Origin of the sequence: Lutimaribacter degradans (assembly GCF_023703375.1) — a bacterium.
GTDB lineage: Bacteria > Pseudomonadota > Alphaproteobacteria > Rhodobacterales > Rhodobacteraceae > Lutimaribacter > Lutimaribacter degradans.
This window is the reverse complement of sequence record NZ_JAMQGO010000010.1, coordinates 18,847-36,584: the sequence shown is the minus strand read 5'-3', so window position 1 is coordinate 36,584 and position 17,738 is coordinate 18,847. Positions and strand designations below refer to the sequence as shown.

Annotated in this window: 17 protein-coding genes; 6 read left to right on the top strand and 11 right to left on the bottom strand. The window is 63.8% G+C overall.

Annotation, left to right across the window (positions count from 1 at the left end):
• Positions 1–2: 2 nt before the first annotated feature.
• On the bottom strand, positions 3–866 hold the full coding sequence (locus M8744_RS13820) for a LysR family transcriptional regulator (RefSeq protein ID WP_251418775.1): 864 nt from the start codon (positions 864–866) through the stop codon (positions 3–5).
• Between the two features lie 98 nt (positions 867–964).
• Here M8744_RS13820 and M8744_RS13815 point away from each other — a divergent pair, with 98 nt between their 5' ends.
• Positions 965–2,515 carry a proton-conducting transporter transmembrane domain-containing protein gene (locus M8744_RS13815; RefSeq protein WP_251418773.1) on the top strand — a complete coding sequence of 517 codons (1,551 nt, stop codon included), beginning with the start codon at positions 965–967 and terminating at the stop codon, positions 2,513–2,515.
• Between the two features lie 5 nt (positions 2,516–2,520).
• Entirely contained in the window at positions 2,521–4,878 is a 2,358-nt protein-coding gene (locus M8744_RS13810; RefSeq protein WP_251418771.1) for a YbcC family protein, read from the top strand.
• 6 nt (positions 4,879–4,884) lie between these two features.
• Here the strand turns inward: M8744_RS13810 and M8744_RS13805 are convergent, their stop codons facing one another.
• Positions 4,885–5,619: an SDR family NAD(P)-dependent oxidoreductase gene (locus M8744_RS13805; RefSeq protein WP_251418769.1), complete on the bottom strand. Its 735-nt coding sequence runs from the start codon at positions 5,617–5,619 to the stop codon at positions 4,885–4,887.
• Between the two features lie 116 nt (positions 5,620–5,735).
• On the opposite strand from M8744_RS13805, the gene argB reads away from it, so the two are divergent.
• From argB to M8744_RS13785, 4 genes are read left to right on the top strand one after another with little or no spacing between them, the layout of a single operon-like run.
• Positions 5,736–6,620 carry an acetylglutamate kinase gene (gene argB / locus M8744_RS13800; RefSeq protein ID WP_251418767.1) on the top strand — a complete coding sequence of 295 codons (885 nt, stop codon included), beginning with the start codon at positions 5,736–5,738 and terminating at the stop codon, positions 6,618–6,620.
• On the top strand, positions 6,620–7,252 hold the full coding sequence (locus M8744_RS13795; protein ID WP_251418935.1) for a ferredoxin: 633 nt from the start codon (positions 6,620–6,622) through the stop codon (positions 7,250–7,252). Before argB ends, M8744_RS13795 begins: the two co-directional genes overlap by 1 nt.
• A 4-nt stretch (positions 7,253–7,256) precedes the next feature.
• Positions 7,257–7,745, top strand: coding sequence for a SixA phosphatase family protein (locus tag M8744_RS13790; RefSeq protein WP_251418765.1), 489 nt, complete (start codon positions 7,257–7,259; stop codon positions 7,743–7,745).
• Between the two features lie 40 nt (positions 7,746–7,785).
• Positions 7,786–8,901, top strand: a complete 1,116-nt coding sequence (locus M8744_RS13785) for an acetoin utilization protein AcuC (RefSeq protein ID WP_251418763.1) — start codon at positions 7,786–7,788, stop codon at positions 8,899–8,901.
• Positions 8,902–8,905: 4 nt separating this feature from the next.
• Here M8744_RS13785 and M8744_RS13780 read toward each other — a convergent pair whose 3' ends face one another.
• The 9 genes from M8744_RS13780 to M8744_RS13740 all read right to left on the bottom strand — a co-directional run bounded on the left by M8744_RS13780 (position 8,906) and on the right by M8744_RS13740 (position 17,738).
• On the bottom strand, positions 8,906–9,673 hold the full coding sequence (locus tag M8744_RS13780) for an amino acid ABC transporter ATP-binding protein (RefSeq protein WP_251418761.1): 768 nt from the start codon (positions 9,671–9,673) through the stop codon (positions 8,906–8,908).
• A 15-nt stretch (positions 9,674–9,688) separates the two neighbouring features.
• Positions 9,689–10,984 (bottom strand): amino acid ABC transporter permease, encoded by a 1,296-nt coding sequence (locus M8744_RS13775; protein WP_251418760.1) that lies wholly within the window; start codon positions 10,982–10,984, stop codon positions 9,689–9,691.
• A gap of 1 nt (position 10,985) precedes the next feature.
• Positions 10,986–12,200, bottom strand: a complete 1,215-nt coding sequence (locus tag M8744_RS13770) for an amino acid ABC transporter permease (RefSeq protein WP_251418758.1) — start codon at positions 12,198–12,200, stop codon at positions 10,986–10,988.
• Between the two features lie 138 nt (positions 12,201–12,338).
• On the bottom strand, positions 12,339–13,355 hold the full coding sequence (locus M8744_RS13765) for an amino acid ABC transporter substrate-binding protein (RefSeq protein WP_251418756.1): 1,017 nt from the start codon (positions 13,353–13,355) through the stop codon (positions 12,339–12,341).
• Positions 13,356–13,533: 178 nt separating this feature from the next.
• Positions 13,534–14,280 (bottom strand): ATP12 family chaperone protein, encoded by a 747-nt coding sequence (locus M8744_RS13760; protein ID WP_251418754.1) that lies wholly within the window; start codon positions 14,278–14,280, stop codon positions 13,534–13,536.
• Positions 14,277–14,960 (bottom strand): HAD-IA family hydrolase, encoded by a 684-nt coding sequence (locus M8744_RS13755; RefSeq protein ID WP_251418752.1) that lies wholly within the window; start codon positions 14,958–14,960, stop codon positions 14,277–14,279. Before M8744_RS13755 ends, M8744_RS13760 begins: the two co-directional genes overlap by 4 nt.
• The gene (locus tag M8744_RS13750) at positions 14,957–16,003 is read right to left on the bottom strand and encodes an RluA family pseudouridine synthase (protein ID WP_251418750.1); all 1,047 of its coding nucleotides are present in this window, start codon (positions 16,001–16,003) and stop codon (positions 14,957–14,959) included. Before M8744_RS13750 ends, M8744_RS13755 begins: the two co-directional genes overlap by 4 nt.
• Positions 16,000–16,377, bottom strand: coding sequence for a fluoride efflux transporter CrcB (crcB, locus tag M8744_RS13745; RefSeq protein ID WP_251418748.1), 378 nt, complete (start codon positions 16,375–16,377; stop codon positions 16,000–16,002). The genes M8744_RS13750 and crcB overlap by 4 nt, the downstream gene beginning before the upstream one ends.
• A 47-nt stretch (positions 16,378–16,424) precedes the next feature.
• On the bottom strand, positions 16,425–17,738 hold the full coding sequence (locus M8744_RS13740) for a replication-associated recombination protein A (RefSeq protein WP_251418746.1): 1,314 nt from the start codon (positions 17,736–17,738) through the stop codon (positions 16,425–16,427).

The window sequence follows — 17,738 nt, the reverse complement described above, 5'->3', positions numbered from 1 at the left end:
GCTCAGCCGGGCAAAAGCTGCGTCAGCGCGGGATGCGGAAACCGGCGCGGAAGGGTGACGGCATAAAAACTTTCCACGATCGTCAGATCGAAAGGCGCGGGTTGCAACAAGCCCGCCGCCAGTTCGTCATCCAGAACCACCGCCGGCGCAATGGCAAGGCCCACGCCCTCGCGGGCCAGCAGGCGCACCATCGCCATGTCGTCGACTTCGGCGGCGATGCGCGGGGCCACGCCCAACCGTGCGACCAACCCGTCAAACCCGGTGCGAATCGAGCTTTCGGTGGGCAGGATCACCGGCGCATTGGCCAGCGTCTCGGCCAACGTGGCATGGCCCAGGTGAGCGGCGGTGCCGTAAAGGCCAACGGGTTGCTCATCAAGCCGGTGGGCCACGAGTTCCGAAAAACTGTCGCGATGGGGCGGTTCGGTTGTCAGCACCACGTCAAGCGCGAGCGACCGCAACGCCTCAAGCAAGACCGCGCCGCTGCCCGAGCTGAGAAGCAGGTCAACGCTGCCATCGGCCAGAACGGGGCGCAGGAATTGTAGCTGGAAATTGCGTGACAGGGTCGACAAGGCGCCCACGCGCAACGGCGGCAGGCTGTCCCCGGTTTGCTCGAGCGTCGCCAGAAGCTCGTCACCGGCGCGAAAGATGCGGTCAGCGTGATCCAGCGCGATGCGGCCGGCCTCGGTCAATTCCAGCGTCCGGCCCGTGCGGGTGAACAGGTCATGGCCCAGCCGTGCCTCCAACTGCTTGATCTGGGTGGACAAGGCAGATTGCGACAGGTTCAGGTGGCGGGCTGCGCGGGTCAGGTTGCCCTCGTGCGCGACCTCGCGGAAATAACGCAGGTGGTTATAGTTGATCTGGCTCATGCATCCATAAAACAGAACGATTACTGAGAAACAATGTAATTTTATTTATGCCGCAGCGCAGCTACGCCCTTGGGAAATCGTCAATCCGGAGGGACGTCATGAGTTTATTTTCCCTGCTCGCGCCGCTGGCGCTGTTCGTGATCGCGCTGGATCTGGGCCTGCGCGCCGTTCCCCGTGCCAGCACGCGGTTTCGCCTGCCTGAAATCGCCGCGTTGCTGGCCGTGATCGCCGCGTTGGCCAGTGCGGCGCTGATGGCCATCTCTGGCCCCGTGACAAGCCCGGTGCTGGGTTTGGGCGGGCTGGGCCTTTCGGTGCGGATCGACATTGTTTCGGTCGCGATGCTGCTGACCGTGTCCTTCGTGGGATGGGTCGTTTTGCGGTTCTCCCGCACCGCGCTGGATGGCGAGACCGGCCAGGGCCGGTTCATGGCCGCCATGTCGGCCACGCTGGCCTGTGTTTTGCTGCTCGTCAGCGCCGGCAACCTGGTGCAACTGGTCTTGGCCTGGGTCGCCGTCGGCGTGGGGCTGCACCGACTGCTGCTGTTCTATCCCGATCGGCCACGCGCCCAGCGCGCCGCACGCAAGAAAACCGTCAGCGGCATCATCGGCAGCAGCGCGTTGTTGGGGGCGGCCGGCCTTCTGATCGCGGGCTATGGCACCGCCGACATCGCCACCATCTCCGAGGCCGCGCGCGCGGGACAGGTGCCCGGCTTGCTGTGGGTCGCCGCGCTGCTGCTGGCCGTGGCCGCAGTCTTCAAATCAGCGCTGATCCCCACCCATGGCTGGCTGACCGAGGTGATGGAGGCCCCCACCCCCGTTTCCGCCCTGTTGCATGCCGGCGTTGTGAACGCGGGCGGTTTCCTGTTGATCCGCTTTGCCGATGTTCTGCTGGCCACACCGGGCGTGCTGGCCTTGCTGGCGCTTATCGGTGGGTTCAGCGCACTGGTGGGCGCCGCCGTCGCGCTGACGCAACCGGCGGTGAAAACCGCGCTTGCCTGGTCGACCTGTGCGCAGATGGGGTTCATGGTGCTGCAATGCGGGCTGGCACTTTTCCCGCTGGCGTTGCTGCATATCGTGGCACATTCGCTTTACAAGGCACACGCCTTCCTGGCGTCGGGCGGCGCGGTAGAGCAAGTGGCCGCCATCCGCCGCCCCGGCCCCGTTGCCGTGCCAAACTTGCGCGCGGTAGGCCGGGCCTTTGCCATCGCCATCGGCATCTATGTGCTGGTCGGGCTTGGATTTGGGTTCTGGTCGAAACCGCCGCAGATGGTGGCACTTGGGGCGATCCTTATCCTGGGCGTCGCATACCTGATCGCGCAAGGCCTGGCCGACATGGCTCCCTGGCCGCTGACATGGCGCACGGCGGCAATGTCTCTGGCCGCGACGCTGGCCTACTTCACGCTGCAAACCGGGGCGGTGGCGCTTTCGTCTGGCACCCTGCCCGCCCCGCCGCAGCCCGACGGGCTGATCTGGGCGGCGATCGTTCTGGCAGTCAGCAGCTTTGCCCTGGCGGCCGTGGCACAAGCGACATTTCCGCTTTGGGCCCGGCATCCCGCCGCGGCCGGACTGCGCGTACACCTGATGAACGGCCTTTATTTCAACGCTTTGACCGATCGGCTGACCGGCCATTGGCGCGCAACGAAAGGATAAGATCAATGTCTGCACCGAACCTGCATTTCACCGGCCCCGCGCTGGAGCTTTTCGCCGCCGCAAACCAGGCCGTAGGCCAGATCCCCCCGGCCTTTCCGCTTGAGGCCACCGTGGCGGTCAACCCTTTCCTGGGTCAAACCGGCGAGCCGCGCGGGCTGACCGCGGCACGTATGGCAAAAGTGGCCGGTTTGCGGATCTTTCCGGCACGCGATGAAATCGCCAACCGGATAGCCCGCGGCGAGATACCGGTCGAGGCGCTTGAAAGCGCCGCAACATCCAATGGCATGACAGTATCTGCCCTGCGCGACGCAGCCCGGCATCCTGCGCCCATGCCCGACGCGCTGCCCACGGTGACCGACCTTGCCGCACAGGCCACCGGGATCGGCTGGCCCGAATTCCTCGCCGACCGTATCGGCGCCTGGGCGGCAGTGCATTTCGACAAGGGCCAGGCGTTCTGGCCCGCACCCGACCAGCGCGCCTATACCGCGTGGAAGGCTTTTGCCAGCCGTGACCTGACCCCGGGCATCGCGGGTTTGACAGGGTTCGCCGGTCGTGTCGCCGCCCTGCCGGACGAGCCGCGCCTGGCCTTTCTGCGCACCTGCGCGCAATTGGGGGTGACGCCCGAGGCAGCACCGCTTTATTTCCACCGCCTGTTGATGACGCTGCAGGGCTGGGGGCAATACGCCCGCCACCTCGGTTGGCTGGCCGAGCGCGACGGCGGGCAGGATGACACGCTGGTGCAGATGTTGACGATCCGCCTGGCCTGGGATGCCGCCCTGCTTGAACATTTCGGCCCCGAGATCGCGGATACCTGGACCGAGGCGTTGGCGCGGTATGCCGAACCGCTGGCTCCTTCGGCGGACGATCTTCTGGACGCGGCCTTGCAGGATGCCGCAGACCGGGCCGCCGAACAGGCGCTGATCGGGACCATCGCCCCTGCCCCGGTCGATGACTCGCGGCCCGCCATCCAGGCGACGTTCTGCATCGATGTGCGCTCGGAGGTGTTTCGCCGCGCGCTGGAGCAGGCCGATAGCGGCATCCGCACAAAGGGTTTTGCCGGCTTTTTCGGACTGGCGGTCACGCATCGCGCCCACGCCTCGGACGTGGCCGAGGCCCGCGCCCCCGTGCTGCTGAACCCCGCTTTGCAAAGCGACGCCAGCGACAGCGTCCTGGAGACCGCCACGCGGATCACCCGGCGCGGCACCCGCGCCTGGGGACGGTTCAAGATGGCCGCCGTATCGGCCTTTGCCTTTGTCGAGGCGGCGGGTCCGCTTTACATCGGCAAACTGGTCAAGGATGCGCTGGCACGGGCCAGGACGGCGCCTGTCGATCCTGCTCCGCAGCTCGATCTGCCGCTTGACGACCGTGTCGCCGCCGCGGCGCAGGTGTTACGAGCCATGTCGCTGACCAATGGTTTCGCACGGCTGGTGCTGATCGCCGGCCATGGCGCCACGGTGACGAACACACCACATGCCAGCGCCCTGCAATGCGGCGCCTGTGGCGGGCACGCGGGCGACGTGAACGCCCGCCTGCTGGCCGCGCTGCTGAACGATACCGAGCTACGCGCCGGGCTGATCGAACAGGGTATCGAGGTGCCGGCCGACACGTTGTTCGTGGCGGGCCTGCATGATACCGTGTCCGACAGGCTGACGCTGTTCGACCTTCCCGAGGCTGGAGATCATGCCGCCGACCTGGCACGCCTGCGTAGCGCGCTGACGCTTGCCGGGCAGACCGCCCGGGCCGAACGCGCCAGGACCTTGCCGCGTGGCACCGCCGATACACTGGCCCGCCGTGGCGGCGATTGGTCCGAGCTGCGCCCGGAATGGGGGCTGGCGGGCTGCAACGCCTTTATCGCCGCGCCGCGCCGCGCCACCGCGGGCAGCGATCTGGGCGGGCGCGTTTTCCTGCATGACTACGACTGGCAGGATGACCGCGACTTTGCCACGCTTGAGCTGATCATGACCGCGCCGGTGGTCGTGGCAAGCTGGATCTCGCTGCAATATTACGGATCGTCGGTGGCGCATGACGCCTTTGGCGCGGGCAACAAGCTGATCCACAATGTCACCGGCGGCATCGGCGTGGTCGAGGGCAATGGCGGCATGTTGCGCGCCGGCCTGCCCCTGCAATCGGTGCATGACGGTGACGGGCCACGCCACGCGCCCGAGCGGCTAAGCGTGGTATTGGCCGCGCCGCGCCAGGCGATAATGGCCGTGCTTGAACGACATGCCGATCTGCGCGCGTTGTTCGACAACGGCTGGCTTGCGCTGCTCAGGATGAACGATGCCGGCCTGATCGTCGATCGCTACGAAGGGGGCGTTTTCCGCCCGGTCGCCGACGCCGCGGCACAGGCCCAGGTGGCCTGACGCGCATCACACATGCTGGCCGCCATTGATCTCGATCTCGGTTCCGGAAATGTACCCGCTTTCCGGCGAACACAGAAAAAAGATCGTGGCGGCCACCTCTTCCGGTTGGCCAAGGCGGCGCAAGGGCAGCCGTTGCACCAACGCATCGGTGCCGGGTGACAAGATCGCGGTTTCGATCTCGCCCGGGGCAATGGCGTTCACGCGCACCCCCATCGGCCCGAAATCATGCGCCATTTCCCGCGTCAACGCCTTGAGCGCAGCTTTCGACGTGGCATAGGCCGCCCCGGCAAATGGATGCACCTCGTTGCCCGCAATCGAGGTGACATTGACCACCGCGCCCTGGGCTGCGGCCAGTTCTTCCTTCAGGCCGCGCGCCAGCACGACCGGGGCAAAGAAGTTAACGTGAAAGACATGCCCCCAAGTTTTCAGGTCGGTGCCGATGGTGTTCAGCCGCTCGCCCTCGGGGCCCTTGGGTGAAATGCCCGCATTGTTCACCAGCGCGTCCAGCCGCCCGTTGAGCTTTTCCCGGATGTGTTCGACCTTTTCAATCACGTCGCTGGGGTTGGCCAGGTCGATCTGCACATGGTTTTCCTCGCCCCCGCCCCATGGACATTCCTCCGGAAAGGGTTGGCGCGAACAGGTTATGACGCGCCACCCCTCGCGGTTGAAGCGTCGCACGGTGGCGTGGCCGATACCCCGGCTTGCGCCAGTCAAGAGAAGTGTTTTTTGCCGTTCTGTCATGGCTGGCGCTCCCTCGCAGATGAACAATACCCTAGCACTGCGCCGGGCGCTTGCAACGCGCACTTGGCATTGGCCGCGTCAACCGCTAACACCCGTTGCCAAAAGGGACACCCTTGATGAGAAAGCAAAGCATGAACCGCGACTGGATCGCCACCGCCCGCACCCTGTCCGAGGCGCTACCTTACCTGCAACGCTACACTGGGGCTGTTGTCGTCGTGAAATTTGGCGGAAATGCCATGGGCGATGATGATGCCATGGCCGAGTTCGCACGCGACATCGTGCTGATGCGACAGGTGGGGCTGAACCCGGTCGTGGTGCATGGCGGCGGCCCGATGATCAACGAAATGCTGGGCCGGCTGGGCATAGAATCGGACTTCGTGCGCGGCAAGCGCGTGACCGACAAGGCCACGGTCGAGGTCGTGGAAATGGTTCTGAGCGGGCTGGTAAACAAGCGCATCGTCCAGGCCATCAACCAGCAGGGCGGGCGCGGTGTCGGGCTGAGCGGCAAGGACGCCAACCTTATGATGTGCGAACCCGATGACCCCGAGCTGGGCTTTGTCGGCCGGCCGGTGCAGATGAACCCGCAGGTGCTGCACGATCTGTTCGCGTCGGACATAATTCCCGTGGTGGCGCCGCTGGGGGCCGGATTCGGCGAGAACGAAACCTTCAACGTCAACGGCGATACCGCCGCAGGCGCCATTGCCGGAGCGCTCAAGGCCGACCGCTTGTTGCTGCTGACGGATGTGCCCGGCGTCAAGAACACCGAGGGCGAGGTGGTCACCGAGCTAACCCCCGAGGAAGTCACCCGAATGACCGACGAGGGCGTGATTGCCGGCGGCATGATCCCCAAGACGCAAACCGCGCTCAGCGCGATTGCCGCCGGTGTGCGCGGTGTGGTCATCATCGACGGGCGCGTGCGCAATGCCTGCCTGCTGGAGCTGTTCACCGAGCATGGCTCGGGGTCGCTCATCAAGCCGCGCAACCTGCCGCCGCGCCGGTGATGCCGCCTGACCAGCTTGACGCGGCACTAGCGCCTCTTGGTCTGATCGAGATGGGTCATGTGCCGTTTCAAGCCCCTGCCCGCACCCTGTTTCTTGTCGGGGCGGGGCCCGGGTTCTGGCCGGTTTTCACCGCCAGCCCGGAATATCTTGATGACTACCCCGACCCGCTGGACCGTTGGTCGGGCCGGGTTTTGGGCGACCTGGCCGCCGCGCTGGGGGCCGAGGTGGTCTTTCCCTTTGGCGGCCCGCCTTACGAACCCTTTCTGAAATGGGCGCTGGATAGTGGCCGTTGCCATCAAAGCCCGGTGGGGATGCTGGTGCATGACGTGGCCGGCATGATGATCTCGTTCCGGTGTGGGCTTATCCTGCCGGGGCTCGCCAATCCTCCCGACCCGGCGCCTTCGCCCTGCACGGGCTGTGCGCGCCCCTGCGTATCGGCCTGCCCGGTGGGCGCCTTGCGCACCGACGCGCCTTACGATGTTGCCGCCTGCAAGGCGCATATCGCCAGCCCCGCTGGCAGCGACTGCCGGGAAAATGGCTGCCTTGTGCGCAGGGCCTGCCCCGTGTCACAAAGTTTTGGCCGCGATACGGCACAATCGGGCTTTCACATGACTGCTTTTCTGAAAGGGTAAGCCGATGCGCCTGATCCTGATGCGTCACGCCAAATCCGACTGGTCCAGCGGCACGACGCGCGATCATGATCGGCCGCTAAACCCGCGCGGCACCCGCGCGGCCCGGGCAATGGGCGACTGGCTACGCTTGCATGGATATGCGCCCGGGCAGGTGCTGTGTTCGACAGCAACCCGCACGCGCGACACGTTGGCCAACCTGGGGCTGGATGCCCCAGTTGACTACTTGCCCGCGCTTTACCACGCTGAGCCGTGGGATATGCTGGACGCGCTGCGGGGGGCTGCTGCGCCAACGGTGCTGATGATCGGGCACAACCCCGGCATCGGTGAATTCGCAAGCGAGATCGTAGAGGCCGCCCCGAACCACCCGCGCTTTGCCGCCTACCCGACCTGCGCCACGCTGGTTGCCGATTTCGACGGTGCGGATTGGCGCGGTGTCCAACCGGGTATGGCGCGCGTGGTGGATTTCATCGTGCCGCGCGACCTCGTCGATTGAGGCCCCTTTCCCACCCGCGCGCGGGCCCTACCCTAAGGGCATGAGTACGCCCCTTTTCATCGGCTCCGAGATCTATCGCGGATCAAGCTATGGTCCCCAGCACCCGCTGGCCATTCCGCGCGTGCCGACGGTGATCGACCTGTGCCGCGCGATGGGGTGGTTGCCGCGGGAACAATATCGCACCAGCCCGCGCGCGAAACCGGCGGCGCTGCACGCCTTTCATGCGCCAACCTATATCGAGGCCCTTCAAAGGGCCGAGGCCACTGGCGCGGTCGATGCCGAAACCCGGAAAAGGCATCAGATCGGCACCCTGTCGAACCCGGTTTTCCCCGAGATCTTTCGCCGGCCGGCAACTGCGGCCGGCGGTTCGCTTCTGGCGGCCGAGCTGATCGCGCCGGGCGGTGTCGTCTATAATCCGGGTGGGGGCACGCATCACGGCATGGCAGACCGCGCAGGCGGGTTTTGCTACCTGAACGATCCGGTGCTGGCGATCAAGGCGCTGCTGGGCCAGGGGCTGTCGCGCATCGCCTATGTCGATATCGACGCGCATCATTGCGATGGGGTGGCGGCCGCGTTTCATGGTGAGCCGCGGGTAATGATGATTTCCACGCATGAAGAAAAACGCTGGCCGTTCACCGGCACATTGGATGATGACGCGGGAGGCAACGCGATCAACCTGCCCCTGCCGCGCGCCACCAATGACAGCGGTTTTGCCATGGCGCTGGAACGGGTGATCCTGCCCGCAGTTCAGGCGCAGCGCCCCGAAGCGATCGTGTTGCAATGCGGTGCAGATGCCGTGACCGAAGACCCCCTGTCGCGCCTTGCGATGTCGAACAACGCGCATTGGGCCTGCGTTGCGGCACTGAAGGGCATGGCGCCGCGGCTGCTGGTTCTGGGCGGGGGCGGCTACAACCCCTGGACGGTTGGGCGGTTATGGGCCGGTGTCTGGGCCACGTTGAACGGAGCCGATATGCCCGACCGTCTGCCCGGAGCGGCCCGCGCGGTGCTGGAGGGGCTTGGCTGGACGCGCCGACGCGGTGAACGACCAGATCACCTGCTCAACACCATGCGCGACGCGCCCCGCCCCGGCCCGATACCAGACGATTTGCGCCGCCGGGTGCAATTCTTGGAAGACCGGCGGCGCGTCTGGGTGTAGCCGCTCAGTGGCCCAGGATCTGGCTGAGAAACAACTTGGTCCGGTCGCTTTGCGGGTTGTTGAAGAACTCTTCGGGTTCATTCTGTTCAACGATCTGGCCCTGGTCCATGAAAATGACCCGGTTTGCCACCTGGCGGGCAAAGCCCATTTCATGCGTCACGCACAGCATGGTCATCCCTTCTTCGGCAAGGCTGACCATCGTGTCCAGAACCTCCTTGATCATCTCGGGGTCAAGGGCGGACGTCGGTTCATCGAACAGCATGATACGCGGGCGCATGCATAGCGAACGGGCAATCGCCACACGCTGCTGCTGTCCGCCCGACAACTGCCCGGGATACTTGTCAGCCTGTTCGGGAATCTTGACCTTTTCAAGGAAGTGCATCGCCGTTTCCTCGGCTTCCTTCTTGGGAATCTTGCGAACCCAGATCGGCGCCAGCGTGCAGTTCTCTAGAATTGTCAGATGCGGAAACAGGTTGAAGTGCTGGAACACCATCCCGACCTCGGAGCGGATCTTGTCGATATTCTTGAGATCGCTCGACAAAAGCGTGCCATCCACCACGATCCTGCCTTTCTGGTGTTCTTCCAGCGCATTGATGCACCGGATCAGCGTCGATTTCCCCGACCCTGACGGCCCGGCAATGACGATCCGTTCACCCTGGTTCACCGTCAGGTTGATGTCGCGCAGCACGTGAAACGACCCGAACCACTTGTTCATGTTCTCGATGGCAATCGCCACTTCGTCCGAGACTTGCATTTGTGCCTGTTCAGCCATGGGACAGACCTTTCCTCAATGATGGTCGCGCTGCAGCTGACGCTCCAGCCATTGCGAATATTGCGAGATGCCGTAGCAAACGACAAAGAAGGTGACGACAGCAAAGCCCCACAGTTCCCAATAGACGCCATTCCATTCGGTCGACGCCAGGATGGGGCCACGGATCATGCCGACAAGGTCGAACATCGAGATCACCGAAACCAGCGTGGTATCCTTGAACAGGCCCACTGCCACGTTCACGATACCGGGGATCGAGATCTTCAGCGCCTGCGGCAGGATGATCAGCCGCATGGACTGGGCGTAGTCCAGGCCCAGGCTGTCCGCCGCCTCGTACTGGCCGCGTGGCAACGCCGCCAGCCCGCCTCGGATCACCTCGGCGATATAGGCGCTGGCGAAGGCTGTGATCATGATGATTACGCGGATGATCAGGTCAAGATTGGTTTCCGGCGGAAAGAAGTAGGACAGAACGACGTTGGCCACGAAAAGGAGCGTAATCAGCGGCACGCCGCGGATGAACTCGATGAAAACAACGCAGATCCACTTGATGATCGGCATGTGGCTTTGCCGGCCAAGCGCCAACAGGATTCCGATGGGCAGTGACAGCGAAACGCAGACCGTGCCAAGGATCATGTTCAACATGAACCCACCCATGTCGCGGCTGGGCACGGGGTCAAGCGCAAGGGCGCCCGGCAAAGCCGCGGCCAAAAGCCCGCCCAGCCACCAGACCACCACGGCCGTTACCAGCCCGGCAAGGGCGGCGGTGGCAAAGCCACGGCCTTCGACCCGGCGGAACACCATGAAAGCAACGACTAGGCCGATCAACCCGAAAAGCGGTGCCAGGATCGTGCCCCCCCAGATCAGCCAATAGGCCAGGAACGGGTAAAGCCCTGTAAAGATCAGCATCTTGCGCGGCAGACTGAAGAACAGAACAGGCGCCACCGCCACAACAAGCAGGATGAATGCGCTCAGCGGTCGCCAATACTGTTCGGACGGGTACTTGAACCCGAACAAGAGCTGGTTCCATCGCTCGGTCAGAACCGAAAAGCAGCCCCCCGTCGCACCGTTCAATACCTCGCGACATTCCGCCAGGCTGGATGTGGTCCAGACCCCGTTCCAGAACCAGGGCAAAGCCCCTGCAACGATCTTGTAAACAAAGTAGATTGCCAAGATCGTCAGAAGCGCGTTCACGGGGCCGGGAAACAGGTTCTCCCGCATCCATTTGACCACGCCCGCCTCCGAGACGGGCGGCGCCTGCTCGGGCAGCATCGTGTCGCGCACGAAGGCAACGGATTGTGCATGCGTGTCCGACATCTCAGCGCTCCTTCAGCTTCATGGCGTTGTTGTAGGCATTCATGATGGTCGAGATCGCCAGGCTGATCGTCAGGTAGAACAGCATCAAAAGCAGCACGCATTCGATCGCGCGGCCTGTCTGGTTCAACGTGATACCGCCCAAGGTGCCCGTCAGATCCATGTAGCCCACGGCAATCGCCAACGAGCTGTTCTTGGTCAGGTTCAGGTATTGCGAGATCACAGGCGGGATCACCACGCGCAGCGCTTGCGGCAGGATTACCAGGCTCATGATGCGGTTGGGGCGCAGCCCCAGGCTCGCCGCCGCCTCGGTCTGCCCCCTGGAAATGGCCAGGATACCCGCGCGCACGTTCTCGGCGATGAATGCCGCCGTATAGATCGAAAGCGCGAACCAAAGAGAGATCAGCGAATTTCGCGCGAAGATACCGCCGCGAAAGTTGAAACCGCCCAGTTCAGGGTATTCCATCGTGATCGGGCGCCCCATGACGAAGAACGCCACGATCGCCGGAATGAAAAGCAGCCCAACAGAAGGCCAGAACATCGGCAGCAACTTGCCCTCGTCGAACAGCTTTTTCTTGACGTACCTGCGATAGGCAAAAATGCCCGCAATCGAGGCAAAGAACACCGCAACAACCACCGCCGAGCCGGGCCCGAACAGCGGTTTTGGAGAATAGAACCCCCGGCCGGTAAAGGCGAACATGTCCCACAGCATGCTGGCCTCGGCATTGTCTCCGCGGAAATCGCGGGGCTGGGGCAGCACGGCGGTAAAGATCGCCATGATGATCAGGATCCAGATCAACACGGGCACGTTGCGGAAGATTTCGACATACACCGCCATCAGCTTGCGGATCAGCCAATTTGGCGACAGGCGCAGCACGCCCACGACGACACCGATCACCGTGGCCATCGCACAGCCCAAAACGGCCACCAACAGCGTGTTGAGAACGCCCACGACGGCTGCGCGCAAATGCGTGGATTGGCTGTTATAGTCGATCAAAGATTGGTTGATGTCATATCCTGCGGGTTCCCTGAGAAACGCGTACGATATGTTCAGGCCGGCCTCGGCCAGATTCTGCGCCAGATTGCTGAGCAGGTAGCCCACCAGCGCAAACAAAGCGATCAGTGCAACGAATTGAAAAGTATAGGAGCGGTATCGCGTATCACTGATCAACTGCGACAGCCGGAATGACTCGGCTGGCGGGTCTGAATACGTCGCCATGTTTTTTTCCCTGGACTGTCCGCCTTGCTCCTGCGTGCACAGTTTTCTGCGTCTTGTCGAAACGGCAGGGACGGAACTTATACTTATTGAACGTGAAATCGAAAGGGCGCGGCAGAACCGCGCCCTTTCACAATCAGATCAACGGAACGGCGGGCTATACAGCAGGCCGCCATCGGTCCACTGGGCGTTCAGCCCGCGTGCCAGACCGATCGGTGTATTCTCACCGATGTTCTTTTCGAACAGCTCACCATAGTTGCCGCCCGCCTTGATGGCGCGCATGGCCCAGTCCGAATCCAGCCCCAGCATCTCGCCCAGGGTACCTTCGGTCCCCAGCAAGCGGTTGACTTCGGGATTGTTGGTACCGTTGGCCAACTCGTCGATATTGGCCGAGGTCACGCCCAGTTCTTCGGCGGCGACCAGCGCGTTCAGCGTCCAGCGGACAACGTCGCCCCAGTTGTTGTCACCGTGGCGCACCAACGGGCCCAGCGGCTCTTTCGAGATGATTTCGGGCAGGATCACGTGATCACCGGGGTTCTCGAACGCGGCACGCGTTGCGGCCAGGCCCGAAGCGTCGGTGGTGTACACGTCACAGGCGCCTTCAAGGTAAAGCGGCTGCGCCTCGGAGTTGGTTTCGATCGGAACCGGCTCGTAGCTGATGTTGTTGGAGCGGAAGTAATCCGCCAGGTTCAGCTCGGTCGTGGTGCCGGTCTGGATACAGACGGTCGCACCATCAAGCTCCTTGGCCGAGGACACGCCCAGCGCCTTGGGCACCATGAAGCCCTGACCATCGTAATAGTTGATACCGGTAAACTCGAACTTCAGGTCGACATCGCGCGAGAAGGTCCAGGTGGTGTTACGCGCCAGCATATCGACCTCGCCCGATGCCAGGGCGGTAAAGCGCGTCTTGCCGGTGGTCGGCACGAATTCGACGGCCGAGGCATCGCCCAGAACGGCCGCAGCCACTGCGCGGCACACGCCCACGTCGAAACCTTCCCAGTTGCCGTTCGCATCGGGGGCGGCAAAGCCCACCAGGCCGGTCGTCACGCCGCAGTTGAGCTGGCCACGCGCCTTCACGTCATCCAGCGTCGCGGCGGCGGCTGCACCAGCCGTCAGGCCAGCCACCGTCAGCGCGCCAAAAAATACGGATTTTTTCATCTTTACCTCTTCCTGATTATCCGCCCGTTTAACAAGGCGGTTGATGCCTCCCGATCATTCAATCAGGACGCAGTCGAAACTGTAAGGGAGGGGATCCCCCCGTCAGTGCTGCAAGTTTGGAAGGATTCAGCGCCCGAGGTCAAGTCAACTGTAGTATTAATTGCCTTGGCTTTCCGGCTTACCCAAGGGCATTGCCGGACGCTTTGCAAATTTTTTCGGCACCGGCGAGGTCGAAAAACCGCTTGGCGTGCAGAAACGCGGCGCGCTTATGCGCGGTTTGCGCGGCGGCCTCGTCGTCAATGCCCCATTGCTCGGCCTGCCATGTCTCGTCGATCACCGAAATATCGAATGCCGTGCCGGGCTCCAGCCGGTCGCGCGCAACGGCAAACCCCAAAATCAAAGACCCCGAGATGCTGACCAGGTCATGAAAGGCGGTCAGGCTGAAAGCCTCGAATTTGTGCACTTCGCTGCGCAAGCGGGCCATAACCTTGCTTGGTTGCGCGGCATACATGACGCCCTCTACCACGCTCAGCCGGCCGCCGAATTCGGATTCGGCCCAATCCAGCAGCGGATCCCAGTTTTCCGCCTGGCGGGCCACCAGGCTATCGGGGCTAGCCGCGCGATAGCACAGCAGATCGCTGTCGCCGTAATCAGCCAGCATGTCGGCCACGGCGGCCCGTTGCAGGCGCACCTTGTCGATTGCCGCGTTGGCCGAGCGGGTAAAGGGCATGGTGTTTGGGTCGATCTCGCCCTCTTGCGCATCCCATTCCGCAGCGATTTCGGCGGCCAGATCATGCCCTGGCACGATAAGCGGCGCCTTCGCGGGGGTACGCACGGGCCGCCCATCAAGGCGCACCGTGAACCCGTCGCCCTCTTCGACCACCTGGGCCTCTTTCCAGAATCGCTTGGCTTTCCAAACGCTCATGCGCCTGCTCCCCATATCCGATCCAGCGCCGCGGGCAGCGCGTCGAAACCGTCGATCACGCTGGCCGCACGGGCCTGCAATTGCGTGCGCGGGTGATAGCCCCAGCCAACCCCAATGCCATGCACCCCCGCGGCCTGGGCCATTTCCATGTCGAATACCGTGTCGCCGATCACCACGGTATCGCGCGGTTCAACCCCGGTTTCGGCCATCGCCGTCAACACCATCGAGGGGTGCGGTTTCGACGGATGGTGGTCGGCCACCTGTTCAGTCACGAAGGTGCCGCGCAGCCCGTGACTGTCAAAAAGCGCATCCAGCCCGCGCCGCGATTTGCCCGTGGCCACCCCAAGCAGCACATCGTCGCGCCCCGCCAGCGCCTGCAAGGCCGCCAGCGCCCCCGGGTAAAGCGGGGATGACGCCACTCCCTTGGTCGCGCGCAGAGCCACGTAGCTGTCCTTGTAGGCCGCGACCATTTGCGCGTGGATGTCGGGGCCAAGGCCGGGCGCCAGCCGCGCCATCGCTTCGGGCAGCGACAAGCCGACAATGCCCAAAACCGCGTCGCGCGGCGGCACCGGATGCCCCAGCGCGCCGAAGGCCGCGGTCATCGACGCGACGATATCGCCCTGGCTGTCGACCAGTGTTCCGTCCACGTCGAACAATACCAGGCGCAGGGCTGCGCTCATCGGATGGCCTCGAACGGGTCTTCGGCGGCAATATCCTCGGCCCAGCCCAACGTGTCCCAGCTGTCTTTCATGTGATCCGGCAAGGGCGCGGTGATGGTAAGTTCCCGCCGCGTCACCGGGTGTTCAAGGCGCATCATGCGGGCATGAAGGTGCAGTTTCTTCGAGATGATCCCGCCCAACTGCGCGCCCCATCCATCGCCCAGGTTCTCCTGGCCCGATCCGCCGTATTTGCCGTCACCAATGATCGGGTGCCCGATTTCGGCCATGTGGGCGCGCAACTGGTGCGTACGGCCGGTTATCGGTTCCAGCGCAACCCAGGAGGCGCGGCTGGCCACGCGATACAACGTTGCATAAAGCGTGTGCGCACGCTTGGCGCCGGGTGTCTTGTTCATGTCGCGCGGATGCACGCAGAGCATCTTTTCACCCTCGCCCGCCTTGCCGTGGCCCTTGGCCTTGACCAGCCCAAAGCGTATTTCGCCGAGGTAGGGCGTGGGCACGCCCGCCACCAGTGCCCAGTAGATCTTGCGGGTTTCCTTGTGCCGCATCGCCGCCGTCAGCGCCTGCGCAGTCGTGCGATTGCGCGCCAACAGCAGCACACCCGATGTGTCCTTGTCGAGCCTATGCACCAGGCGTGGCTTGTCCTCGGCGTCAAAGCGCAGCGCCTCGGCCATGCCATCGACATGGCGCGTCTGCTTGCTGCCGCCCTGGGTTGGCAGGCCCGCCGGCTTGTTGATCGCGATGATGTCGTCATCCATGTAGATCACGCAATCGCGGATCATGCGGGCGTCAGCCTCGGACACCCGAGACCTGGGCTGCGAGGCGGGCTTGCTGCCGGGGTGGGGCAGCGGCGGAACACGCACCTGCTGGCCCGGCTGAACGCGGGTACTGGCCTTGACCCGCCCGCCATCCACGCGCAGTTCGCCCTTGCGACACATCTTTTCTACCATGCCCTGGGTCACCTGCGGAAAATGGCGCTTCAACCAACGGTCCAGCCGCTGGTCGGCGTCGTCCACACCGATCGTCAAGGTTTGCACGCCGCTCATTGAAATACCCCGCGCGCCAGCACCATCGCCAGCCCGATTGCCCCCAGTGAAAGGATCACCGAGGCGCCCACGTAGAACGCCGCCCACATCGTTTGACCCCGTTCCAGCATCGCGACGGTATCAAGCGAAAAGGCGGAAAAAGTGGTGAACCCGCCCAGAACACCGGTCATCAGGAACGGCGCCAGCCGCGTTGAGTCCTTATGCGCCAGCACCACGACCAGAACCCCCATCAGGAACGAGCCCACGACATTGACCGCCAGCGTCCCCCAAGGAAAGCCAGGCCCCATCATGCGCATGGTGACCACGCCGGTCAAATACCGGGCCGAGGCGCCAATCGCGCCCCCAAGGGCAACCTGGAAAAGTGTCTGGATCATGGGCGGTTCTGTGTGCCCAGGGTCGCCGAGAGTCAAGCCCGCGCGCCCTATCCGCCGCGCTTGGCGCGCAGATTGGCGAACCAGTCGACCCGCTTTTTAAGTTCTCGTTCGAACCCACGTTCGACCGGCTGGTAGAAAACCGGGCGCTTCATGTCATCGGGAAAGTAATTCTGGCCTGAAAAGCCATCTTCGGCGTCGTGGTCATAGGCATAGCCCGCGCCGTAGCCTTCGTTTTTCATCAACTTCGTAGGCGCGTTCAAGATGTGCTTGGGCGGTGGTGCGCTGCCCGTGGATTTGGCCGCCCGGCGCGCGGCCTTGTAGGCGGCGTAGCCCGCGTTCGACTTGGGCGCCAGGGCAAGATAGGTGACCGCCTGCGCTAGCGCCAATTCGCCCTCGGGGCTGCCCAGCCGTTCATAGGTTTCCCAGGCGTGAAGGCAGATCGTCTGTGCCTGCGGATCGGCCAGGCCGATATCTTCAACCGCCATACGGGTGATGCGGCGCGCCAGGTAGCGGGGGTCTTCCCCCCCTTCCAACATACGCGAATACCAATAAAGCGCAGCGTCCGGGTCAGAGCCGCGCACCGATTTGTGCAGGGCCGAAATAAGGTTGTAATGCGCATCCCCAGACTTGTCGTACTGCGCCGCGCGGCGCATCAGGCGGGTGGTCAGTTGATCTACTGACAGCTTTCCATCTACCTTCCATGCCGCCACCTGCTCGACCAGGTTCAGCAGCGCGCGCCCGTCGCCGTCGGCCATTTCCAACAGTGCCTCGCGCGCGTGTCCATCCAGCGGCAGCGCCTTTTCCAACTCGCGCTCGGCGCGTTGGGCCAGCAATTCCAGGTCGGCAAGCTCCAGCCGCTTGAGCACGAGAACCTGCGCCCGGCTGAGAAGTGCGGCGTTCAATTCGAAGCTGGGGTTTTCCGTTGTCGCGCCCACCAGCAAGATCGTGCCATCCTCCATATGCGGCAGGAATCCGTCCTGCTGTGCCTTGTTGAACCGATGGATTTCATCGACGAACAACAAGGTCCCCTGCCCGTTGGCATGGCGGTGGCGCGCGGCCTCGAACACCTTTTTCAACTCGGCCACACCGGTGAAAATGGCGCTGATCTGCACGAAATGCAGGTCGGTTTCGCGCGCCAGCAACCGGGCGATGGTGGTCTTGCCGACACCGGGTGGCCCCCAGAATACGATCGACGACAACGCCCCCGAGGCGAGCATCACCCCAAGCGGCGCATCCGCGCCCAGCACCTGGTCCTGGCCGATCACGTCAGACAGCGCTTGCGGGCGCAGCCGGTCGGCAAGGGGGCGCGGGCCCTTGGCGCCGCCGCCCGTTTCGGGCACGGTATCGAACAGATCGGTCAC

Coding starts and splice junctions, on each gene's coding strand:
- M8744_RS13810 (WP_251418771.1), top strand. CDS start 2,521: ATGTCTGCACCGAACCTGCATTTCACCGGCCCCGCGCTGGAGCTTTTC.
- M8744_RS13815 (WP_251418773.1), top strand. CDS start 965: ATGAGTTTATTTTCCCTGCTCGCGCCGCTGGCGCTGTTCGTGATCGCG.
- M8744_RS13790 (WP_251418765.1), top strand. CDS start 7,257: ATGCGCCTGATCCTGATGCGTCACGCCAAATCCGACTGGTCCAGCGGC.
- M8744_RS13795 (WP_251418935.1), top strand. CDS start 6,620: ATGCCGCCTGACCAGCTTGACGCGGCACTAGCGCCTCTTGGTCTGATC.
- argB (WP_251418767.1), top strand. CDS start 5,736: ATGAGAAAGCAAAGCATGAACCGCGACTGGATCGCCACCGCCCGCACC.
- M8744_RS13770 (WP_251418758.1), bottom strand. CDS start 12,200: ATGGCGACGTATTCAGACCCGCCAGCCGAGTCATTCCGGCTGTCGCAG.
- M8744_RS13755 (WP_251418752.1), bottom strand. CDS start 14,960: ATGAGCGCAGCCCTGCGCCTGGTATTGTTCGACGTGGACGGAACACTG.
- M8744_RS13760 (WP_251418754.1), bottom strand. CDS start 14,280: ATGAGCGTTTGGAAAGCCAAGCGATTCTGGAAAGAGGCCCAGGTGGTC.
- crcB (WP_251418748.1), bottom strand. CDS start 16,377: ATGATCCAGACACTTTTCCAGGTTGCCCTTGGGGGCGCGATTGGCGCC.
- M8744_RS13750 (WP_251418750.1), bottom strand. CDS start 16,003: ATGAGCGGCGTGCAAACCTTGACGATCGGTGTGGACGACGCCGACCAG.
- M8744_RS13805 (WP_251418769.1), bottom strand. CDS start 5,619: ATGACAGAACGGCAAAAAACACTTCTCTTGACTGGCGCAAGCCGGGGT.
- M8744_RS13765 (WP_251418756.1), bottom strand. CDS start 13,355: ATGAAAAAATCCGTATTTTTTGGCGCGCTGACGGTGGCTGGCCTGACG.
- M8744_RS13780 (WP_251418761.1), bottom strand. CDS start 9,673: ATGGCTGAACAGGCACAAATGCAAGTCTCGGACGAAGTGGCGATTGCC.
- M8744_RS13785 (WP_251418763.1), top strand. CDS start 7,786: ATGAGTACGCCCCTTTTCATCGGCTCCGAGATCTATCGCGGATCAAGC.
- M8744_RS13775 (WP_251418760.1), bottom strand. CDS start 10,984: ATGTCGGACACGCATGCACAATCCGTTGCCTTCGTGCGCGACACGATG.
- M8744_RS13820 (WP_251418775.1), bottom strand. CDS start 866: ATGAGCCAGATCAACTATAACCACCTGCGTTATTTCCGCGAGGTCGCG.